At 44.5% G+C, this 20321-nt stretch carries 14 protein-coding genes; 4 read left to right on the top strand and 10 right to left on the bottom strand.

The window, feature by feature from the left end; translation table 11 throughout:
* Positions 1-4: 4 nt before the first annotated feature.
* Positions 5-787, top strand: coding sequence for a TIGR02757 family protein (locus HOP08_04080; protein ID NOT74083.1), 783 nt, complete (start codon positions 5-7; stop codon positions 785-787).
* A gap of 1 nt (position 788) precedes the next feature.
* On the opposite strand, the gene HOP08_04075 is transcribed toward HOP08_04080, so the two are convergent.
* From HOP08_04075 to HOP08_04060, 4 genes are all read right to left on the bottom strand, one after another.
* Entirely contained in the window at positions 789-1745 is a 957-nt protein-coding gene (locus tag HOP08_04075; GenBank protein NOT74082.1) for a threonylcarbamoyl-AMP synthase, read from the bottom strand.
* 15 nt (positions 1746-1760) lie between these two features.
* Positions 1761-2297, bottom strand: coding sequence for an NUDIX hydrolase (locus HOP08_04070; protein NOT74081.1), 537 nt, complete (start codon positions 2295-2297; stop codon positions 1761-1763).
* A gap of 17 nt (positions 2298-2314) precedes the next feature.
* Positions 2315-2662: a carboxypeptidase regulatory-like domain-containing protein gene (locus tag HOP08_04065; protein NOT74080.1), complete on the bottom strand. Its 348-nt coding sequence runs from the start codon at positions 2660-2662 to the stop codon at positions 2315-2317.
* Between the two features lie 80 nt (positions 2663-2742).
* Positions 2743-7923 (bottom strand): PKD domain-containing protein, encoded by a 5181-nt coding sequence (locus tag HOP08_04060; protein ID NOT74079.1) that lies wholly within the window; start codon positions 7921-7923, stop codon positions 2743-2745.
* Positions 7924-8094: 171 nt separating this feature from the next.
* On the opposite strand from HOP08_04060, the gene HOP08_04055 reads away from it, so the two are divergent.
* Entirely contained in the window at positions 8095-9168 is a 1074-nt protein-coding gene (locus tag HOP08_04055; GenBank protein ID NOT74078.1) for a type IX secretion system membrane protein PorP/SprF, read from the top strand.
* Positions 9169-10118: 950 nt separating this feature from the next.
* Here the strand turns inward: HOP08_04055 and HOP08_04050 are convergent.
* From HOP08_04050 to HOP08_04035, 4 genes are read right to left on the bottom strand one after another with little or no spacing between them, the layout of a single operon-like run.
* Complete coding sequence (locus tag HOP08_04050; GenBank protein ID NOT74077.1) at positions 10119-11099, bottom strand: succinylglutamate desuccinylase; 981 nt, start codon at positions 11097-11099, stop codon at positions 10119-10121.
* Positions 11096-11533 (bottom strand): hypothetical protein, encoded by a 438-nt coding sequence (locus HOP08_04045; GenBank protein ID NOT74076.1) that lies wholly within the window; start codon positions 11531-11533, stop codon positions 11096-11098. The genes HOP08_04050 and HOP08_04045 overlap by 4 nt, the downstream gene beginning before the upstream one ends.
* Positions 11526-12434, bottom strand: coding sequence for a 30S ribosomal protein S6--L-glutamate ligase (gene rimK, locus HOP08_04040; protein ID NOT74075.1), 909 nt, complete (start codon positions 12432-12434; stop codon positions 11526-11528). Before rimK ends, HOP08_04045 begins: the two co-directional genes overlap by 8 nt.
* Positions 12431-12883, bottom strand: coding sequence for a peptidase (locus HOP08_04035; GenBank protein NOT74074.1), 453 nt, complete (start codon positions 12881-12883; stop codon positions 12431-12433). Before HOP08_04035 ends, rimK begins: the two co-directional genes overlap by 4 nt.
* 255 nt (positions 12884-13138) lie before the next feature.
* On the opposite strand from HOP08_04035, the gene HOP08_04030 reads away from it, so the two are divergent.
* A complete protein-coding gene (locus HOP08_04030; protein ID NOT74073.1) occupies positions 13139-16375 on the top strand; it encodes a SusC/RagA family TonB-linked outer membrane protein in 3237 nt (1078 codons plus the stop codon).
* A gap of 24 nt (positions 16376-16399) precedes the next feature.
* Positions 16400-18130, top strand: coding sequence for a RagB/SusD family nutrient uptake outer membrane protein (locus HOP08_04025; protein NOT74072.1), 1731 nt, complete (start codon positions 16400-16402; stop codon positions 18128-18130).
* A 91-nt stretch (positions 18131-18221) separates the two neighbouring features.
* Here the strand turns inward: HOP08_04025 and HOP08_04020 are convergent, their stop codons facing one another.
* Together HOP08_04020 and ffh are read right to left on the bottom strand one after the other, a co-directional pair.
* Positions 18222-18722 (bottom strand): DUF2911 domain-containing protein, encoded by a 501-nt coding sequence (locus tag HOP08_04020; GenBank protein ID NOT74071.1) that lies wholly within the window; start codon positions 18720-18722, stop codon positions 18222-18224.
* Positions 18723-18875: 153 nt separating this feature from the next.
* Complete coding sequence (ffh, locus tag HOP08_04015) at positions 18876-20207, bottom strand: signal recognition particle protein (GenBank protein NOT74070.1); 1332 nt, start codon at positions 20205-20207, stop codon at positions 18876-18878.
* Positions 20208-20321: the final 114 nt, after the last annotated feature.

The raw sequence follows: 20321 nt of genomic DNA, 5'->3' as shown, positions 1-20321 counted from the left end.
TTACGTGCCGAAGTCATCTCATAAGCTTGCCGACTTAAAAACATTCCTCGATGAAAAGGCAGATCAATATAATCGGCCAGGCTTCATTGAGAATGATCCAATCTCCATTCCCCACAGGTTTTCTAAAAAGCAGGATATAGAAATTGCAGGTTTGTTTGCAGCAGTGCTGGCATGGGGTCAGCGCAAGACCATCATCAAAAGTTGTAATAATCTTCTGGAAAAAATGGATCAGTCACCTCATGAGTTTATCATGAATTATCGGGATAGGGATCTTAGATCATTTGAAGACTTTAAGCATCGTACGTTCAATGGAACGGACCTTCTTTATTTTTTTACGTTCCTGAAGAAGTATTATTCTAAAAATGATTCGCTTGAATCATTGTTTAAGGTGGAAGCATTGGATGTTACCATGGAGAACGGACTTATCAATTTCCATCGCGCGTTCTTTGACCTTCCTGAATTCCCTCATCGCACGAAAAAACATATTGCCACACCGGAACGGAAATCGGCCTGTAAGCGGATCAATATGTATCTGCGATGGATGGTGCGCGACGATAAAAAGGGCGTAGACTTTGGGATATGGAAATCACTTTCAGCGTCACAGCTAATCTGCCCCATTGATCTCCATGTAGAACGTGTGGCGAGGAAATTGAAATTGATCAGGCGTAAGCAAATGGATTGGCAAACTGCCGTTGAGCTGACTCAGGAATTGAAGAAGTTCGATCCCACCGACCCCGTCAAGTACGACTTTGCTTTGTTTGGACTGGGAATAGAAGAGAAGTTCTGAATTATTGCGGAGTAGCGGCCGCTCTTCTCAACCGGTCATTGATAGCTTTTCCAAGACCTTCTTCCGGAACTTCCTCTGCAATCACCAGATCAACATTCATTGAGTCAAATTTTCTCAGCATCGAAAAAAGATTTCGCGCTGCTTCTTCCAGATTACCATTTTCAGAAAGATTCAAATGATAGTCGTTTTGGATATTCCCTTTTCCAAATGAAAGAACTCCAGCCTTTTTGCCGGCATTTTCTTTCATGAGTGATTCAATATTTCCCAACAGGAATTTTTTCCCCGGAGCGTAATGACTTGTCAGCTGACCGGGTGCCTGAGGTTGCGATGTGGAATGCATGATTCTCTTTACAGGTCCTGTTATTTTCTCAATGGCTTCCTGGCTGATTCCTCCCAAACGATAAAGCACAGGCTGATCGTTTTCCCATCCAATGATGGTAGACTCAATACCGACTTTGCAATTACCGCCATCCAGAATGTACGGTATCTTTTCACCAAGCTGATCCTGTACGTGTTGCGCGCTGGTCGGACTTACATATCCGAATGGGTTTGCACTGGGAGCAGCTACAGGGAAAGTCAGTTGCTGTAACAATGATAATGTTAACGGATGATCAGGGCATCTTACTCCGACGCGATCGAGTCCTGATGTGACGAGATCAGGAATGATACTTTTTTTAGGTAACAGGATTGTTAACGGTCCTGGCCAAAACTCCTTAGCAAGTTTGATAGCATGGGGATAAATCTCGGAGACATAATCAGAAACCTTTTCAAAAGAAGAAACATGGACGATCAGCGGATCAAAATGCGGACGTTGCTTGGCGGAGAAAATTTTTGTCACCGCCTCTGCATCCAAAGCATTGGCTGCGAGGCCATAGACAGTCTCAGTAGGAATAGCAACCAGACTTCCTTCCTTCAGGAGGGTAGCTGCGTATTGAATATCCTTCCCGATAATGGCCATCTCTGAATTTTCAAATCATGAATTGCTCACCTTATCCCTCATTCTCAGGACGGACGATTCATTCGTGTAGTTTTCAAGTTCTGAAAGCTTCACCCATTTTACATCATGCGACTCTTCGCTGACAATGATCTTTTCATCCATTGAACCCGTTACCAGGTAGCGGATATCATAGTGATCATGCGCTCCGAAATCTTTCCGTTGAGGAATGGGATGAATATCAATATCAAAGATCCTGGGAGAGCTGAGCGTAAGGTGAATCAGTCCTGTTTCTTCATTGGCTTCCCGCATGGCAACACGGGCGACATCCGTATCGCCATCTGCATGACCTCCCGGTTGAAGCCAGCGATTGAGCTTGGCATGATGAACCAATAAAGTTTGTGTATGATCTTCTGAAATGATAAAGGCAGAACCGGTGATATGTCCTGGCAGATGCGTTCTTTCAAATGCATGCGGATGCTCCAGCAGTATTAAAAATCTCTTCTTGAAATCCTCCTCTTTTGCATCTGCTCCGGAATAACTTTTAATATCCTCGATAACTTTATCCCGGCCCATTACTTTGATCTAAGATTTTACTGAATAACGATTGTCGCCTTGTTGAATTTCTTTTCTTCAAGCTTGCCAGTCTGCTCGCCGCCACCTGCATTGTCCTTATCTCCTTTGCGGGCTAAAACATAATAGGCAATTCCTTTCAGGTTCTTGAAGCGTATGACTCCTTTAGCATCGGTTGTTCCTGTCTCGGCAGCATTCTTTTCAGCAGTATAGTCCTCCTGATTCTCGAAAATAGAAACGGTAGCGCCCTCTACTGCATTTCCAAGTTCATCACGGATGGTAAGCGTGAGAGAGGTCTTAATGATCTGAGCCTGTGCCGCCAGGGCAGCAAACAGAATAATCAGGATAATGGATGTATGCTTTTTCATAATCGAAATTTAATTAAATTATTTGTTCTGTGACTTCTTTTAACAAATCACGAGCCAACACTCCAAAAAAGGAATTGAATCTATCTCAGGACGGCAACACCACCGCGTTTCTCCTGAACTCCACGTTCCGGATGAAAGGCGCTTACGTACCGGATGATGTAGGCATAAGATCCTCCCGGAACAGGCTGATTGAGAAGTCCATTATAGCCACCGTTCCATCGGAAGTAGCGATCACTGGAAGTGTAAACAAGTTCACCCCAACGATTATAAAGGAACACCTGGAAGTCAGTGTCCTTGATAAAGAATGAGAACACATAGAATTCTTTATTCTCTGATAATGTAGAGCTTGGACGGAAAGCATTCGGAGCATCAATCTTTGGAAGACATTCATTCAAGACTTCAGTCTGATCAGAGGCAACACAATTGTTGAGACTCGTAATATCAACCTTGTACGTTCCCTGACTCGTAACATTCAGAATTTGCGACGTGTAGTTAAGTGTCAAATCGTTCTTGAACCAATTGTAGCTTTTGAATACTCCCGGATCCAGATCCACCTGATTGGTTAATGGATCTCTATTTTCAGGATCATTACAGATGATCAGACGATTAGGGAGATTTCCAATGGGCAATGGTGCTCTTCCAACAGTAAGTGGTTCTGAAAAGGCACTGCAGGTACCTCTGGTGACTTCAACTTTGTATGTTCCAACAGCTGTCAATGTGATGCTGGCTGAAACCTCGCCAACAATCACCACATTATTTCTGTACCATTTGTAAGTTACCCCAGCAGGTGCACCGCTTGAAACGAGCGTGAATGGTTGATTGTCATCGCAAACCACTGCAGGATTGATGATCACAGCAATGGTGCCATTGATCTGTACAACCTTTGGTGCTGACATGAACGTACAGCCTGTTGCTCCACTGACCACCTCAACCTGATACGAGGCTCCGTTCTCACCAAGTCCAAGCGTGATCACCCGTCCGACGAGGCCAGGTTGTAGTACACCAGCTTTATACCAATGATAAGTGTAATTCCCATTTGGTATTGCCGTAACTGTAATGCTATTCCTGCAAGGATCACTTTGAGTGAAATCAGGAGTAGGATTGTCAAGGGTAACAACAATGCTTTGAAGGTTAGGACATCCTCCGATAGTAGCGTTCACCTGATACGTACCGGATGCATTGATATTGATGGTAGCTCCGTTGGCAGGTCCCACGATTCCCGGGCCTGTCCATGAGAATGCTGAAGCTCCTGGAGTTGGCACCGCCGTAAGTGTTGGAGGTGTTGTACACAAACCTGGTGTGATAGAAACACTTGATGTCACTGGTGGAATGACAAGATCAAAAGTAAAGATACAGCCGGTGCCATTGGCATCGCGAACTTCAACCACCCAATCTCCTGATGGTAATGATGCGGTATTCACAGCGGTGAATGGTCCAACTTGTGGACGTGTTGGAGAACGATAAGTATAAACCAGCGGCAGTACCGGTGCTCCTGATGCAATGTTCACTGTTACAGAGGAAGGATCACAAGGCGATGCAACTGCCGAAGCTGTCCATGTAGCATCGGATAATCCGATTGTCTGTGTTGCACTACATCCCGACACCTGATCCTGAACGGTGGCAGAATAAGTTCCTGCCTTTACTATAAATACGTATGGTGATTGTGCTACCGTCTGATCAAAATCATTTTGTCTTGGAATGGGAGCAAAAGGACCAGGCCCCGCAATGAAATATGAGTAAAGCCCGGCAGGTGGTGTCAGCAGTGTAAGTGTTACGCTTCCATCAGCCCCGCATGATAAAGGATTCGACCCTGTGAAATTAAATGGAGGTGTTGGGTTGACAGTGATGGTTACTTCATCGGTTATCGAACACCCATTCAATGGATCACTTACTGTTACTCTGTATAAAAATACTCCGGGTGCAGATGTGTCAACGATTTGAGTTTGACCGCTTGGTTGTGGTGCACCATTGATAGTCCATGCAAAGTTTAATCCTGCATTGCCTGCATCAAGCGGAGGGACAAGTGAATCCTGACAGACCGTTATCGGTGGCCCGAGTTCCACACCCGTTATCGGTAAAACGACAAAGGTTTGTCCTTCAGAAGTACAGCCGTGAGTATCTGTCAATGTCACTCCGACAATAGATTGTCTTGTTACGACAAGCGTTTGATTTGTAGTTCCATCCGTCCAGAAATAAGTGAGCCCTGCAATGTTACCCGTGTTGGCATCCAGAACAACAGGCGATGGACAAAGCGCGGCTGCAAGAGGAATAGTTGGCGGAGCAGGTGGTGTGAAAATGGTGGTCGGTCGCACCAGCAATGTATCATACCCGCATCGGTTCGTTATCTGTAATGTGACGTTATAAGTTTTTGCAGTCGCATAGGTATGTTCAACGGCAGCCTGATCACTGGTTCCGCCATCATCAAATACCCAGGCATACATGTCAATAGCATCTGTTCCGTTACCGGTAAATTGGGTAGGAGAACCTAAACAGAAACCAACAGCCTCAATACTTGGACCGCCAAACGCACTGGATATCTGTTGAATGAAATTTGGCAATCCAAGATTGCTCATCTTTCCTGCTAAAGAAAAGCCCGACGTAATGTCAATGGTTGATACCGCTGTGGTGTCTTCTCTTGCGGTAATGGTTCCCAGGAAAGGACTGTTATTAATAGCGATATAGATTTGTCCATCCGGTGCGATCTGAATTGCTCCAAGCTCTTGTGTTGCCGGTAATTTTTGTCTGAAATACGGAACGCCGATTGAGTCAATGAAATATTCAAAGAAATCGAATGGAGTAGGAGCACCTTTAACAGTGGCGAAGATCTTATTTCCACCAGGAGAGAACTCAATACCGTACACTTGTCCGGTGGATTGCTTCAGATCAATTTTTCTGTAGTTGACAACCTTGCCGGTGCTGTCTACAAAATCGAATAGCTCTATCAGGTTTGCTGTTCCTGTTGATAATGCCACCGCCAGCTTTGGTGCTGGTCCGAATTTCATGTAACCCATTCCACTGTTCGGACTGCTAAAACTATGATCGGATCCTATCGCTGTTAATACCGGATCACCAATTCCATTGGCGCTGATCCGATACGATCTGAATGTGTTATTGCCATACTCATGGATCACCAGCCACCGGCCATCGGATGCGATGCGTTCTGTGCTCTTGCTGAAAAGTGTTTGATTCTTTATAACAATAGCTCCCAATCCTGAATTCTTCTTGAGATCAAACAATGAATATTTTACCGTGTTGGCAGAGGTACCGTTGACAGCTTCATTGGTGAAGATGTAAAATAGTGTCTCGTCGCCTTCTACCGGAATAATGATTGATGATTGAGAAGCCTGCGGATCTCCTCCTATGCCCGAGTCGATCAGAGCATCATTCTTGTCAAAGACATCGTTACCATCCGTATAGAAAATAGTTTTACCATTGCGATCGCAAATAATCGCGCAGCCTTCCGGTGCATTCATGGCACTGTTGGTTAAAGGAACGGGGGGCATTTCATTAAAATCAATTCCCGCATTCGCTCCAAAGTACCAGATGTTGGCACGCTGATCCATTACATCATACTCTTTGACATTTACACCGGCATAGGTGGAGCATCCTGATGCATCGGACACGATCACATAATAATATCCTGCTGAGTCTGGTGTGAGGATAGGTCCTGTATCACCATTGGACCAGACATAAGAAGTTGGAGTACCTCCTGTTGCTGAAACTTTAACACTGAAGGTTGGTTGTTCCGGACATGATGTTTTTATTTTTGGATTCCGTGGTGAGGTAACTTTTGGAAAAGGCAGCTGACAGCCACACGCTGTTGTATCCTGAACGAGTGTTAATTGAATAGGGAATGCTGTGATCGTCACAGGCTTTGTGGTTGCAAGTGAATCTCCCTGATAGTATGCCGTTAATGTCGCGCTGAATGCTTGTGCAGCCGTGTAACGGTGAACAGGACTCCAGTCATTTGAGATAGCGGTCATGTCACCGAAATCCCAATGAAGACTATCGGCTGCCGGCTGTATAATCGGAAAGAAGTTTGTGTTATTGTTCTGGCAGGTCCCGATAAAATTAAAATCAACAACGAGATTCACTTTCAATCGCGGGGCGAAAGAAGAGAACTGAGTTCCGGCAAAGTTGGTTGCTGAAAGCTGAGATGTCAGATATCTTACTTCGGTGGCGATCGTATCCGGCTTTGATATATTACCTAATAAGAATGGTCCGCCAGATGTTGCCTGGTATAAGTGATAGATGGAACTGTCAGGTGCAATCTGTACACCATAGCTTCTGAATACCGGCGTCGGCAAAACTGTTGTTAGTGTTGTGCCTGGGTTAAGAAAATCAAATTGAAGAAGATCGGCCTGAACTCCTGTTTCGCCGAAGCGGGAGATATAAATAAAATCACCTGTGGCAGACCACTCAATATCATAGATCGATTGATTCGTGGTAGTGGGTACGCCTGAATTCAGGATCGTGCGATCGAATGTAAATGAACCTGTAGCAGGATCGAAGTTGATGATGATAGCATCGGTGTTTGTATCCTGTGGGGAAACAGCGATCTTCTTTTTTCCGGCATGATAGGAAAGATTGGCGGCTGTGATTGACACGGCAGAGACACCTGTTACAGTGGTGGTGTTAAATACTCCGGTATAACTCGCTGCATTGATCAGCGTTCTTGAAAAACTTCCGGAGTTAACCGGTTGAGTGATGAGCCAGAAATCAGTACCGTTGGTATGAGGTATAATGGTCATACCTTCTGATCTTCCTGTTAAGCCGATGAGTGCATTCTTTGATTCCAGATCACCACTGGCAGGAGCGGGGAAAAATGAATTTCCAAAAAGGCCCATGTCTACAACGCTGACGCTGATAGAACCTCCGGCCGTGAAGTTGGCTGTGTTGGTGAAGATGAAATATTTCTTTTCGTTTCCGGGACCGGGAACCGGACAAATTGCTACGGGTTGATTGGCAGCGGTATTTCCTAAGAGCCCGAATCCGGCAGGCATCTGACCGTTGTTAAAATCATACACAAATTGCCCATCGGTATAGAAGAGCATGTTTGCGTTGGCTGGGTCTGATGCTGTGGCACTGCCGCCTGCACCAAAGGGTAGTGATTTTGTTGTGAGACCGGGTATTGCGCTTGTTCTGTTGAAACGGATTGCCTGATTTGAGCTTCCGAAATACCAATTGTATCGCTCAAGGTTCTGAGAGAAGCCAGTCAGCGTTACAAAACTGAATGAAAGGAAAAAAAATAGAGTTCGCATTCTTGAGGTATACATCTTTCTCTCCATCACACAACCTGCTGATTCATATAATGATTTGCAATTTTAAAACGATCAAACTCCACTAAAGTATATAATTTGACTGAATTTGTCGTTAATTAATCGACGGAGACATATTTTCATAAGACAGTCAAATAGATTTACTTTGCTCAGATGAGGCGATTGATTTACCCCAAGCTGGTGTACCGGACCCTTCCCACTCTATTATTATGCGGATGGATGCTCTTTGCCTCACATTCGGTAACTGCCCAGGATCCTCAGTTTTCACAATTTTATGCAGCACCGCTTTATCTGAATCCTGCTTTCGCCGGATCAACACAGCAAGGTCGCGTCGGATTAAATTACCGCAATCAGTGGCCGGCCATTGATGCAAACTTTACAACGGTTTCTGCTTATGCAGACTTTTATATAGAAGATAAGAACAGTGGGGTAGGTGCAATACTCACCCGGGATAACGTAGGAATTGTCGGACTGCAGTCCATCAGCTTTGCTGCGCAATATGCTTATCAGCTCCAGATCACAAAAGATCTTTCCTTCCGTCCGGGTGTTCAGATCGGCGTTGTCAGCAGGTCTATCAACTTCGGCAATCTCAGCTTCGGCGACCAGTTTGATCCCAATACAGGGGAGATCGTCAAGGGAACAGCGGAGGCATTGAATACAGGTCAAAGTAAATTCTTCCCCGACCTTTCATTCGGTGGTTTGCTTTTTTCAAAGAATGCATGGCTTGGATTTGCTACACATCATATTACTGAACCCAATCAATCTATCCTGGGAGCAAAAGATAATCTTGATATGAAGCTGTCCATTCATGGAGGTTATAAATTTTACTTCAGACCCGGTTCCATGGGCACGGGAGTTTTTGCGAAATCACAGGAGAGAAGTATTGCGCCCGTTGTCCAGTATCGTCAGCAGGGAAAATTCAGTCAGGCGGATATTGGAATGTATTATACTGCGGAACCACTCGTGATCGGAACATGGTACAGAGGTATTCCTTTTAATCAGGTTAATGGATTTGCAAACAACGAATCGATCGTCTTGCTGGTGGGACTGGTATTGAAGGGTGAGAAAGATGTTTTGAATATTGGCTATAGCTATGACTATACTATTTCAAAGCTTGGCCCCGGAAGTGGCGGCGCTCATGAGTTCAGCATTGTTTATTCATGGCCGACCCGCAATCCACGCAAGCCACCAAAAGATAAGCTGATCATTCCCTGCCCGACTTTTTGAGGTGGGTGACACTAGGAGCTTTGCTTCAGAATGAAATGCAGGATCACCCTATAGGCGGATTCATTGATAAGAAATAAATACACTTTTGCTTCCGTAAATAAGGTCTGAAGGACCGAGATTTATTAGCCAGGGTTTCGGATGCAAAAGTGCATTAAGCCCTGAAGGGGCGAGATTGTTAGTTGCGTATTACCACATATTGGAATCGACGCTTATGATAGTGAGTGTTTCTTTGTGAATTATAAACCATAATCTCGCCTCTTCAGGGTTTAAGCTTATCTCCACATTCTTATACGGCCCGTGTCCCTGTAGCACCAAAGCGGGCGCTCATCAGGCCGCGCCATATAGCCTTTTAGTGCTATATGTTCCGTTTTAGCTCTGGATTAAGATTGAGCTATACCAGACTCAACCCCAAAAACCTCCTAATCACCCCAAAATCGCCACTTTTAACACTCACCTCCAGATTTACACTCCATTTTCTTCGTTTTTAGCCCAATTTGAGGGTTTTTAGGAGTGTTTCAGCTACGTTCCTCGGACTTTCCTCGTATTTTCAGCTACCATTGCATGTTTTCTCTGATGTTTCTCGGATCGAACACGGATAATTCTCGGATAAAAACGCTCCTTTCTCTGATGTTTCTCTGATTCGTCTCTGATGTTTCCCCTATAAAAACGCTGCTTTCTCTGATAAACCTCTGATTCGCCTCTGATCAATCCCCTATAAAACACTGTTTTTCCCCATCTCTTCCCCGATTCTTCTCTGATTCACCTCTGATTGCTCTCTGATGTTTCTCTGATTCATGTCGGATTCATCTCCTTCGACTCTCTGATTCCTCTCTGATCCGGGCCTGATTCTTCCCGGTTCTTATTCGGAGTCTACTCAGAGTCTACCCAGTCTCTATTCAGAGTCTACCCAGTCTCAATGCGGATGATTGTCTTATTAATAGAGTTGTAAACTAATCTTCTCCTGATCCATCAATCTTGCACAGGTCATCCATGCCTACATGAAGCAGTGCATCTCCTGCATTGGCTACAGGATTGTTTTGCAAGCCGACAACATAACCACTCACTTGTGATTTTATTTCTTCACGGAACTCACCGAAAGGATCTGTGATCGATCCTACCATTTGATTTTTATTAATGAAATCTCCTGCATTGACATGCGGATGAAAGATGCCTGCTGTTCTTGCTCTTATCCAGGAAGAGTTCCAGATCAGTTTGCTCTCAACTTTGGGTGGAGGAGCAAGGTCGATCATGTTAAGATGTTTCATCAGACGAAGGGTTCCATTGATTCCTTCATCAATGGCCTGGTGATCCATGCGTAAGGATTCACCACCTTCAAACACAATGATGTTCTTTCCTTTTTTTGCTGCCTGCTGCCGCAATGAATGTGGCCTGAAGGGTGAATCTATTGTGAAGGGAGCATGAAAGGCATTGGCCAGTTCAACATTCTTTGGTTCCTGCATCATGCAACGAACCTGTGGATAATTGGTGCGCATGGCTCCGCCCGTATGAAAATCAACACCATAGTCGATAACCGGAATGATCTCATGCGTTAAATGGTATGCCACCCTGGAAGCCAGCGAACCTGACTTGCTGCCGGGAAAGGAGCGGTTCACGTCTTTTCCGTCCGGCACTTCGCGTGAATAATTCAGAAAGCCATACACATTAATAATAGGCATGCAGACGGTGGTGCCGCGAAGAACTTTATGGTGGCCCGAATCAATGATTCTCCGGACGATTTCCATTCCATTGATCTCATCTCCATGCATCCCTGCTGTCAGGGCAAGTACGGGTCCTTCTTCCAATGCGCGATAGACATAGATCGGTGTGTTGATCTGAGTTCGCGAGGGAAGCCGCGCGATATTGATATTGATTTCCTTAAACTCACCGGGCTGTATCGTATTACCGGCAATGACAACCTCTTTCTTGCTCATCCTTTAACCATGAATAAAAACATTACAAATGCCACAACAAAACAAAGAGTGGAAAAGAGCAATCCCCGGAAGGGAGTTCTGAACCAGTATTTTTTTGCGAGGAATAAATAAAAAAACAGTGTAAGAAGATTGATCAGCTGAAACAAAATGGATAGATAAACCTGCGAGTATGAAGTGATCAGCAGCAGATTGATCGTTCCAAAGAAAATTGCACCAAGACTATGACTTGCATTGAACCCGATCCACATCTTCCATATCGATGTCTGACGCGTGAGCATCGGAGGAGTCATCTTCATTTCGCTGAGCACACTTGAGTTTCTTGGTTCGAACCTGGACGAAAAAAAAGTCATCAGCATGTGAACACATCCCAGGCCGATAATCATCAGTGAACCTGCAGCGACCAGCAGCCGGGGAATCAGCAGCAGGTCACGCATTGATCTTATCCTTCTGGATTTTATTGGAGCCCGCGTGCGCCTCCAGATACTGAATGATCTTTCCTCCGATATCCACTTTGGTAGCGCCTTCAATTCCCTCGAGGCCGGGAGAGGAGTTCACCTCTATAATAAGGGGTCCCCGTTTGGAAGGAAGCATGTCTACGCCCGCCACGCCTAAACCCATCTTTTTGGCGGCAATGACCGCTGCATGTTTTTCCTGGCGATCCAGCTTTACTACCGTCGCATGGCCTCCACGGTGCAGATTTGAGCGAAATTCGCCATCTCTGGCCTGCCTGCGCATGGCGCCAATAACCTCTCCGTTGACTACAAAAGCCCTTATATCGGCTCCTTTAGCCTCTTTTATGAATTCCTGAACGATAATCCGGGCCTTTACACCATGAAATGCCTCAATTACGGATTGTGCTGCTTTCTTGTTCTCTGCCAGCACGACTCCCAATCCCTGGGTTCCCTCCAGAAGCTTGATCACTACGGGCGCGCCTCCCACTGCCTCGATTACTCCTTCTGTGTCTTTTGAATAATCCATGAAGATGGTTTTCGGCAGACCGAGACCGGCACGCGAAAGGATCTGCATGCTTCTGAGCTTGTCGCGTGAACGAATCAATGCCTGGGATTCCACGGCAGTGAAGACCTTCATCATTTCGAACTGGCGGACAACGGCGGCGCCATAAAAAGTTACGGAGGCACCGATCCTTGGGATGATGGCATCGAAGTAATCAAGCTTTCGTCCGTTGTACCAGACCATTGGATTTTTCTTTTCGATCAGCAGCATGCATTTCATGTGATCGATGATCTCTACTTTATGACCACGTGCTTCTCCGGCTTCTTTTAAACGCCTGGTGGAATAGAGCTTTGGGTCTCTTGAAAGGATTGCAATGTTCATAATTCTTCTTTCTGTGATGGCCCCTGAGAAATTGCCTGTTTATAATTGAAAGATAAATCTTTTTTCGTCACGTCGATGATAAAGCGATGGCGGAGGATCTTGCGGCCGAGGAGTACGGGGAATTTTAAATTTCCACGGTTGCTGAGGGAGAATTCTGCGCGGATAACGGAGTCAAAGATCTTAACTTTTGTTTTAATGACGTATCGTAGTTCGGCTTCACCGAATGAATTTTTTATTTCACGCTGATCAAATTTTTTAAAGACGAATTTCATGCCGGTGAATTCAGGATGTTCTTCATCGAGCAGAACAAATTCCAGTTTACCGTCGACCACTTCGGCACGTAAGCAGTGAAGACTTGAGGTATAAGCTCCGGTATCAATTTTTGCCTGTATGTCTTCCAGCTTAAGACCGGGTAAATCGACCCTGTCTGCGCGCCCGAGGGTATTCATTTTGAGAATCTGTTAAATCTTAAATATTGACTGCAAATCTGATGGTTTCAGTCTTATAATCCACTTTAAAACCGTTTTTTTCTGCATCGTTTGCGGTGAAAAGGTGAACTTAAGTAAGAATATATTTTCCTGCAAAAAAGGCCTATTTCAGTGTTTTCAGATAAAAAGGGTGACGAGTGGCGGGAATATTAAGGCATTATTACTTATCTTATCGGGGTATTATTTAACCAAACCCAATTAACTAAACCAAACTCTATGAAGAAGATTGTACTAATGTACTTCTTGTTCGTGCTTGCGACCACCGCCTGGGCGCAAGACCGAATTGTCACAGGTAAGGTTTCCTCTTCGGAAGATGGAAGCACTTTACCTGGTGTGAATGTGGTTCTAAAAGGAACTACGAATGGAACTGTTACGGATTCAGATGGTAACTATAAGCTATCTGTACCATCGGCAGGAGGCAGTCTAGTATTCTCTTTCATTGGTCTTGCAACTCAGGAAGTTGTGATCGGCGAAAGGAATGTTATTGACATCGGCCTTTCTATGGATGTTAAGCAGTTATCTGAGATCGTTGTTACCGGTACAGGTGTTGCGACGGACAGAAGAAAGCTTGCGATTGCGGTTGAGTCAGTAACAGCTGACAAGCTTCCATCAACACCGAATGCGTCTATTGACCAGGCGTTGGTTGGAAAGATTGCAGGTGCCCAGATCAATTCCGTTTCAGGAAGTCCAGGTGCTGCAGTAAGTATTCAGTTGAGAGGTATTAATACTCTTTCCGGTGGTTCCAGCCCTCTTATTATGATGGACGGAATCCAGGTAGGTTCTACGAATTTAAGTCAACTGGATCTTAGCAACGTTGAGCGTATTGAAGTTGTACAGGGCGCTGCCGCTGCAACCATTTACGGAGCTCAGGGAGCTAACGGTGTTATCCAGATCTTTACGAAGAAAGGAAAAGCCGGCTCTATGAAAATTGATTTTTCAGCTCGTGTCAGCTCAGATGAATTGTTGAACAATGGAGATCTTCATCAGCCAATCCATCACTCTTTCCAGACAAATGCTTCTGGTAATATTGTTGATAATCTTGGTGCGGAACTTGTACAAATTCAGGCAGGTATCTGGCCAAAAGTTACATGGGAAAATGGTCCTACAGCAAAGAATGACAAGAACTATCAGAATAATACAAAGTATTACGATCACGTAAAGCAATTATTCAGTTCTGCGAAAACAACCAACTTTAATCTTTCACTTTCAGGTGGAAAAGAAAAGTCGGATTACGCTATCACCATTTCAAAGCTTCAGCAGGAATCTATTGTTCAGGGTCAATTGGATCGTTTGAACTTTTCTACCAACGTAGGATTTGAAGTTGCCAAGAACTTAACGATCCGTTCAGTGAATCAGGTCGTTTATTCTGACAACACAACGAATCCATTCTCCAGCGGTGGTGCTTTCATTTCTGCCGGTATGTACACATGGCCATTTGCTGACTTTAGCCAAAAGGATGCCGACGGTAATACAGTTTATAAATTCGGAGGAGCAGGAACGAACAGTTCTAATCCGCTATATGCAAAGCAATTCCAGACGTTCTCAAACAAGACTTTGGATGTAATTCAGAATATCAACGTGCACTATGCAATCAACAAGATATTTGAATTGGATTACAAGGCTGGAGTTAACTATCAGGAAAGTGGTTTCTCAAGAAACACACAAAACCAGACTCAGACCAGCAGCTACCTGTTCAACTCTTCTTATTATACTACCACACCGGTTGGTCAGTTTGCGAAAGCTCACACTACTCAATATAACCTGAATTCATTGATCTCAGGAACTGCTAAGGTGGACTTTGAAAGAGATTTGAAGGTGAATTTCCCGATCGTATCAACAACATTGGTTTCATTTGACTGGCGTAAATCACAGTTCAACAGAAACTATGAGATCTACACAGGTCTACCTGTTTATTTGCCATATGATCAGGTTTTGGGTAGCCAGGCTTCTTCAAACTTTGCAACTGAATATGAAGACAAGTATATCACATTCGGTTATTTGGTGAATCAGCACTTTGACTACAAAGACGTTGCCGGTATTTCCGGAGGTTTCCGTACAGATTACGCATCTACTTTTGGTGGAGCTGATTCAAAGCCATTCACGTTCCCACGTGGAGATGCTTATGTAAATCTTGCCAAGATGGGCTTCTGGAATTCACTTTCAGCAACCCTTCCTGAGTTTAAGTTGAGAGCAGCATACGGAGAAGCTGGTATTCAGCCGGTAGCTTATACAAATGACCTGGCAACTACAGGTGCATTGGTAGGACCGATGCCGAATCACTTTAAACGTAACACATTGCTTGATGTTGGTAACGCAGGTGGTACATACTTCGGTGTGGCTTCCATCGCTGGAAATCCTAACATGCAGGTGGAAAGAACAAAAGAGTTTGAATACGGTCTTGATCTTGGATTCGCACCTGTAAAGAGCGGCCCATGGTTGAACTTTGTTAACGCTAACCTTAGCATCTGGACCCGTAGCAGTATCGGTGTGGTATGGCCAAGATCCGTAGCAGCTTCTACAGGAGCAAGCGCGATCTGGGATAACCACGTTGGCTTGAAATCAGATGGTGTTCAGCTTTCTTTGACAGCGGACATCTACACTGGAGCTAACTTCAACTGGGATTTAACTACCAACTTTGGTCACACATGGACAGTAGTAGAAAGCACTTCTGATGGTAAGGAAATACCTCTTACTTACGGAAGCGCTGCAACCTATACTTTGAGACCTGGTCAGGCAGTTGGAACGGTTTATGGATACAAGGCGCTTACTGATATCAATCAGAAAGATGCTGCTGGTAACTTCTATTTAACAGGAACTACTACAGCACCGACCGCTGCCAACTATACACTGGTAGACGGAAGAGTTGTTGAAATTGCTACCAAGGCTGTTAAGTTCACCGGTGACAAATACTCACTAGGTAACACAACACCTCAGTTCAACATGACTTTCGTGAACTCATTTACATTCAAGGATTACCTTTCATTCTCTTTCCAGATTGACTGGGTAGCAGGAGCAAAGGTTTATAACCAAACCAAAGAGTGGATGTATTCTGAAGGTCTTCACAAGGATTACGACAAGCCTGTTACTATCGCTGGTGAAACCGGTGCATTTACAGCTTATTATAAGAGCTTCTATGATGCTGCAGAAAGTAATGGAACTAAGGATTACTTCCTTGAAGATGCTTCTTATGCTCGTTTGAGAAACTTGTCAATCGGATTTGACTTTGCGAGATTCTTCAAGATGCAAAAGATCCAAAAGCTACAGTTAGTTCTTTCAGGACGTAACCTGGCTACGATCACCAACTACTCTGGATTCGATCCTGAAGCTAATCAGAACACAGCTTCTGGTGGATCACAGTCTGCAACCCCTCAGAATGCAATTCAGAGAGGTTTGGACTTCTGGTCTTTCCCTAACTTCAGATCTTATCAGGTTGGTTTGAATCTATCTTTCTAATCATAAATGATAAATAGAACAATTATGAAAAATAAATTAAAATACTTTGCTTACGTGACGCTGATGATGACGGCATTATCATGCGCAGATGAGTTGGACAAAGTCACGCCAAAGATTGCACCAGGATTTAGTGCATTAAGTGGCGAGCTTGGTATATCATACTTTGCAAAAGGTGCGGTATACATCAATGGATTTGGTGGAACCTATACTACTATTGATGATGGACTTGGAACAGGATTCCATATCCTCGTTTATGGTATGCACGAATCAATGGGTGATGCCATTTTTGCTCCCTGGGGAAATAACAACTTCAAATTCCTTGACAATCCTACGGATTTCAAGTTTGATGATGGACACGTTTCCACCATGCCAATCGGTACTACTCAGCCTTTCGAAACAAAGCTGAGAAACAACCGCTCTTTTGGCGCTACCAATAATATGCTGGTAGAGTGGACATACATGTATGCTCTTAACAATGGAATGAACATCATCCTTGAAAATGTCGATAAGACAGTTTTCGGCGGAGATGCTGCTACCAAGAAAGCGGCGTTGAAAGCCTGGGCTCACTACTGGAAGGGCTATGCGTATTCACGCATCGGTTCTATGTATGTGTCAGGTCTGGTGATTGACAAGTCTTTCACAACAGCAGGTGATTTCGTGCCAAGTGCAGCAATTATCGCTGAAGCGAAAAACCAGTTTGATCAGGCAATCGCTTCCATTGGTGGAATTACAAGCGCGGCAGACTACGCTGCATTGTTTGCGAACATTATGCCAGACTATGTGTTGGAAAAAGGTCTTCCTACTACAGCAGCATGGATCCATAATTGCAATACAATGAAGGCACGCAATATTCTCGCAAATCATAAGATCTCTGCACTTACTCCAGGACCACTTCCTGCGATGACTCCAGCAGATTGGACTGAAGTGAGGACATTGACAGCTCCTGGCAGCGGTATCGCAGCGTCAGATGGTGTGTATGTTATCAAGACAACAGACAACCCAGCTAACTCGATCATCGATCCGTTCTTTGGAGCAGTAGGACCTTATGCTACTACCAATGATCCAACTTACTTTATCAGTGAAAAGCTGCTTCAGGATTACCGTGCAGGTGATCGTCGTGTAGCTCAGAACTTCGACTTATTACCTTCACCACAGATCAATATCCGTGGACGTGGTTATAACTTCGGTTCACGCTGGTTCCTGACAGATGCTGGTACTGGTGCTTTCCCTGCAACCTACACATACTCTCACATTGAAGAGTCTGGTGTGGATTCACACTACATGACTGCTTCATGGGAAGAAAATCAGTTGATGCAGGCTGAAGCGATCGTGCAATCTGGTGGTGTTGTTGCAACTGCAACCGCACTTGTGGATGCTGTTCGTACCGCTCAGGGCGCTGGATTGGCTGCCATCGTTCCAACCACAGCAGCAGCAGCATTGGAAGAAATCAGAAGCGAACGCCGTGCAGCTCTGTTGTTCAGAGGTGTAGCGTTCTATGATGCCCGCAGACAAGGTATTATCACTGATAAGTCTTCCGGTGGTGGTCGTGGTCCTGGTGGTGCATTGAATGTTCCAGGATGGGATCATGAAACGAATCAGGTTACACCTGGTGCTGTTGTATTGCATGAGACCACTTTTGTTAACAGAAATGCATTCATTAACTACAACTATCTGCACTATTGGGATGTTCCTCAGAACGAGCTTGAGTATAATGCTCCTAAAGCTGGTTCATCAGTAGTAGTGAGTCCTAACTAGATTTATAATAAGGAAAGAGATCAACTCTTTCTCATAAAAAAAAACCACTCTGGATTTCCAGAGTGGTTTTTTTTGTTTCCTATAAAGGATATTATTTCTTCACGCTGAATGCTACCTGGTTGTTCTCAAATTTCAGAACTACCTGATTTTTTTCAACGGTGAAATTCAGAGTCTCAACAAAAGCAGATGGTTTTGCTGGCTTCACATTAACACGAATCACATCTTCTTCCTGCTTGTACGTATAAGCTCCCCACTTGATTCCTGTATTAAGGATCACTACCCATTCTGTTTCTCCAGGAATTGTGAACAGACCATACTTGCCTGCCGCTACTTCCTTGCCTTCAACTTTAACCGGTGCGCTGAATTCGATGGTAGTCGTCTCGTTTGCACCTGTGCGCCAGACTTTTCCGTAAGGATCAAGTCCACCGACAATCTTCCTTCCACGGGCTGAAGGAGCGCTGTAAGTGATCTTTACATTCACACCGTCAATAACTCCTTCTGCAACTGCAGCAGGGCTTGGCTTTGCTTTATCCTGAGCGAACGCACCGGTTGCTACAAAAGCCAACATGATCATTGCAATAAACTGTTTCATTTGTTTTTGGTTTGAATTGAACATTAATTAATCGGAACACAAAAAATACCCCATCTGGTAGCAGACGGGGTACTTAAGGAATTTTATTCTGTAAACTTATATGGTAACGCTGCCCCCGCAAATTTTGTTTCGGCCAACGGTCGTTTTAATTGATTACTTGCCGAATGGATTTAAAGCTGAAAGGGCTCTTTTTCCACCTCCCATTTTATTCATGGTCTTCATCATCTTGCGCATCTCTTCAAACTGCTTCAATAGCTGATTTACTTGTTGTACCGAAGTACCACTTCCTTTTGCAATACGGTTTTTGCGACTGCTATTGATCAATTCCGGATTCTCTCTCTCTTTAGTAGTCATTGATCTGATAACAGCTTCAATAGGCTTAAATGAGTTATCATCAATGTCAACATTTTTCAAGGCCTTACCCATTCCTGGAACCATTCCCAGAAGGTCTTTCATGTTCCCCATTTTCTTGATCTGCTCAAGCTGAATGAGAAAGTCGTTGAAGTCAAACTGGTTCTTTCTGATTTTCTTCTGAAGGCGTGCCGCCTCCTCTTCATTGAAGGTCTCCTGCGCCTTTTCCACAAGACTGACAACATCGCCCATCCCCAGAATTCGGCCGGCCATACGGTCAGGATAGAAGCGATCCAGAGCCTCCATCTTTTCACCGGAGCTGACAAACTTGATTGGTTTTTCAACCACCCGACGGATAGAAAGCGCCGCACCACCACGGGTATCACCATCCAGCTTGGTAAGAACCACCCCGTCAAAGTTCAGGCGCTCATTAAAGGTGCGGGCAGTATTGACTGCATCCTGACCCGTCATGGAATCCACAACAAATAGGGTTTCTGAAGGATTTAATGCCTCTTTCAGTTTTGCTATTTCATCCATCATCGCCTCATCTACCGCCAGACGACCGGCAGTATCGACGATAACGATGCGATGGTTATTTTTCTTTGCATGCTCAATGGCAGCTTTTGCAATCTTTACAGCGTCCTTATTGTCAGGTTCTGAATAAACCTCAACACCAATTTGTTGACCAAGAACTTTCAACTGTTCGATCGCCGCAGGACGATAGATGTCACACGCCGTCAGCATTACCTGGCGACCCTGGCGCTTGAGGTAGCTTGCCAGCTTTCCACTGAAAGTTGTTTTACCGGAACCCTGAAGACCGGCTATTAATATGACTGCGGGGTTTCCGTCGATCTTTATGTCTTCACTTTCACCACCCATGAGGCGGGTGAGCTCATCATTGGTAATTTTAGTAAGGAGCTGTCCCGGAGAAATGGCGGTGAGCACGTTTTGCCCCAATGCCTTTTCCTTGATCTCGTCTGTAACTTCTTTGGCTACTTTATAATTAACATCGGCATCGATGAGAGCCTTCCTGATCTCTTTAACCGTATTGGCTACGTTGATCTCGGTGATCCTTCCCTGACCTTTCAGGTTCTGAAATGCCTTTTCTAATTTGAGACTTAAGCTATCAAACATGATGATGAATATTTTCTAAAATGGTTCGAATTCGTCTTCCTGACTGCGTTTTTATAAATGCAGGGCTACAAATTTACAGGGAGGAGAGAGGCTCTCCAAATCGTGATATTCAAT

Source organism: Cyclobacteriaceae bacterium, from assembly GCA_013141055.1.
In the GTDB taxonomy this organism is placed as follows: domain Bacteria; phylum Bacteroidota; class Bacteroidia; order Cytophagales; family Cyclobacteriaceae; genus ELB16-189.
The sequence above is the reverse complement of the archived record's forward strand: the minus strand, read 5'-3'. Positions and strand labels throughout refer to the sequence as shown.

What these genes read in the sequence shown, in the direction of transcription:
- HOP08_04075 (NOT74082.1), bottom strand. Translation starts at nt 1,745, where the DNA reads ATGGCCATTATCGGGAAGGATATTCAATACGCAGCTACCCTCCTGAAG.
- HOP08_04070 (NOT74081.1), bottom strand. Translation starts at nt 2,297, where the DNA reads ATGGGCCGGGATAAAGTTATCGAGGATATTAAAAGTTATTCCGGAGCA.
- HOP08_04065 (NOT74080.1), bottom strand. Translation starts at nt 2,662, where the DNA reads ATGAAAAAGCATACATCCATTATCCTGATTATTCTGTTTGCTGCCCTG.
- HOP08_04060 (NOT74079.1), bottom strand. Translation starts at nt 7,923, where the DNA reads ATGCGAACTCTATTTTTTTTCCTTTCATTCAGTTTTGTAACGCTGACT.
- HOP08_04055 (NOT74078.1), top strand. Translation starts at nt 8,095, where the DNA reads ATGAGGCGATTGATTTACCCCAAGCTGGTGTACCGGACCCTTCCCACT.
- HOP08_04050 (NOT74077.1), bottom strand. Translation starts at nt 11,099, where the DNA reads ATGAGCAAGAAAGAGGTTGTCATTGCCGGTAATACGATACAGCCCGGT.
- HOP08_04045 (NOT74076.1), bottom strand. Translation starts at nt 11,533, where the DNA reads ATGCGTGACCTGCTGCTGATTCCCCGGCTGCTGGTCGCTGCAGGTTCA.
- rimK (NOT74075.1), bottom strand. Translation starts at nt 12,434, where the DNA reads ATGAACATTGCAATCCTTTCAAGAGACCCAAAGCTCTATTCCACCAGG.
- HOP08_04035 (NOT74074.1), bottom strand. Translation starts at nt 12,883, where the DNA reads ATGAATACCCTCGGGCGCGCAGACAGGGTCGATTTACCCGGTCTTAAG.
- HOP08_04030 (NOT74073.1), top strand. Translation starts at nt 13,139, where the DNA reads ATGAAGAAGATTGTACTAATGTACTTCTTGTTCGTGCTTGCGACCACC.
- HOP08_04025 (NOT74072.1), top strand. Translation starts at nt 16,400, where the DNA reads ATGAAAAATAAATTAAAATACTTTGCTTACGTGACGCTGATGATGACG.
- HOP08_04020 (NOT74071.1), bottom strand. Translation starts at nt 18,722, where the DNA reads ATGAAACAGTTTATTGCAATGATCATGTTGGCTTTTGTAGCAACCGGT.
- ffh (NOT74070.1), bottom strand. Translation starts at nt 20,207, where the DNA reads ATGTTTGATAGCTTAAGTCTCAAATTAGAAAAGGCATTTCAGAACCTG.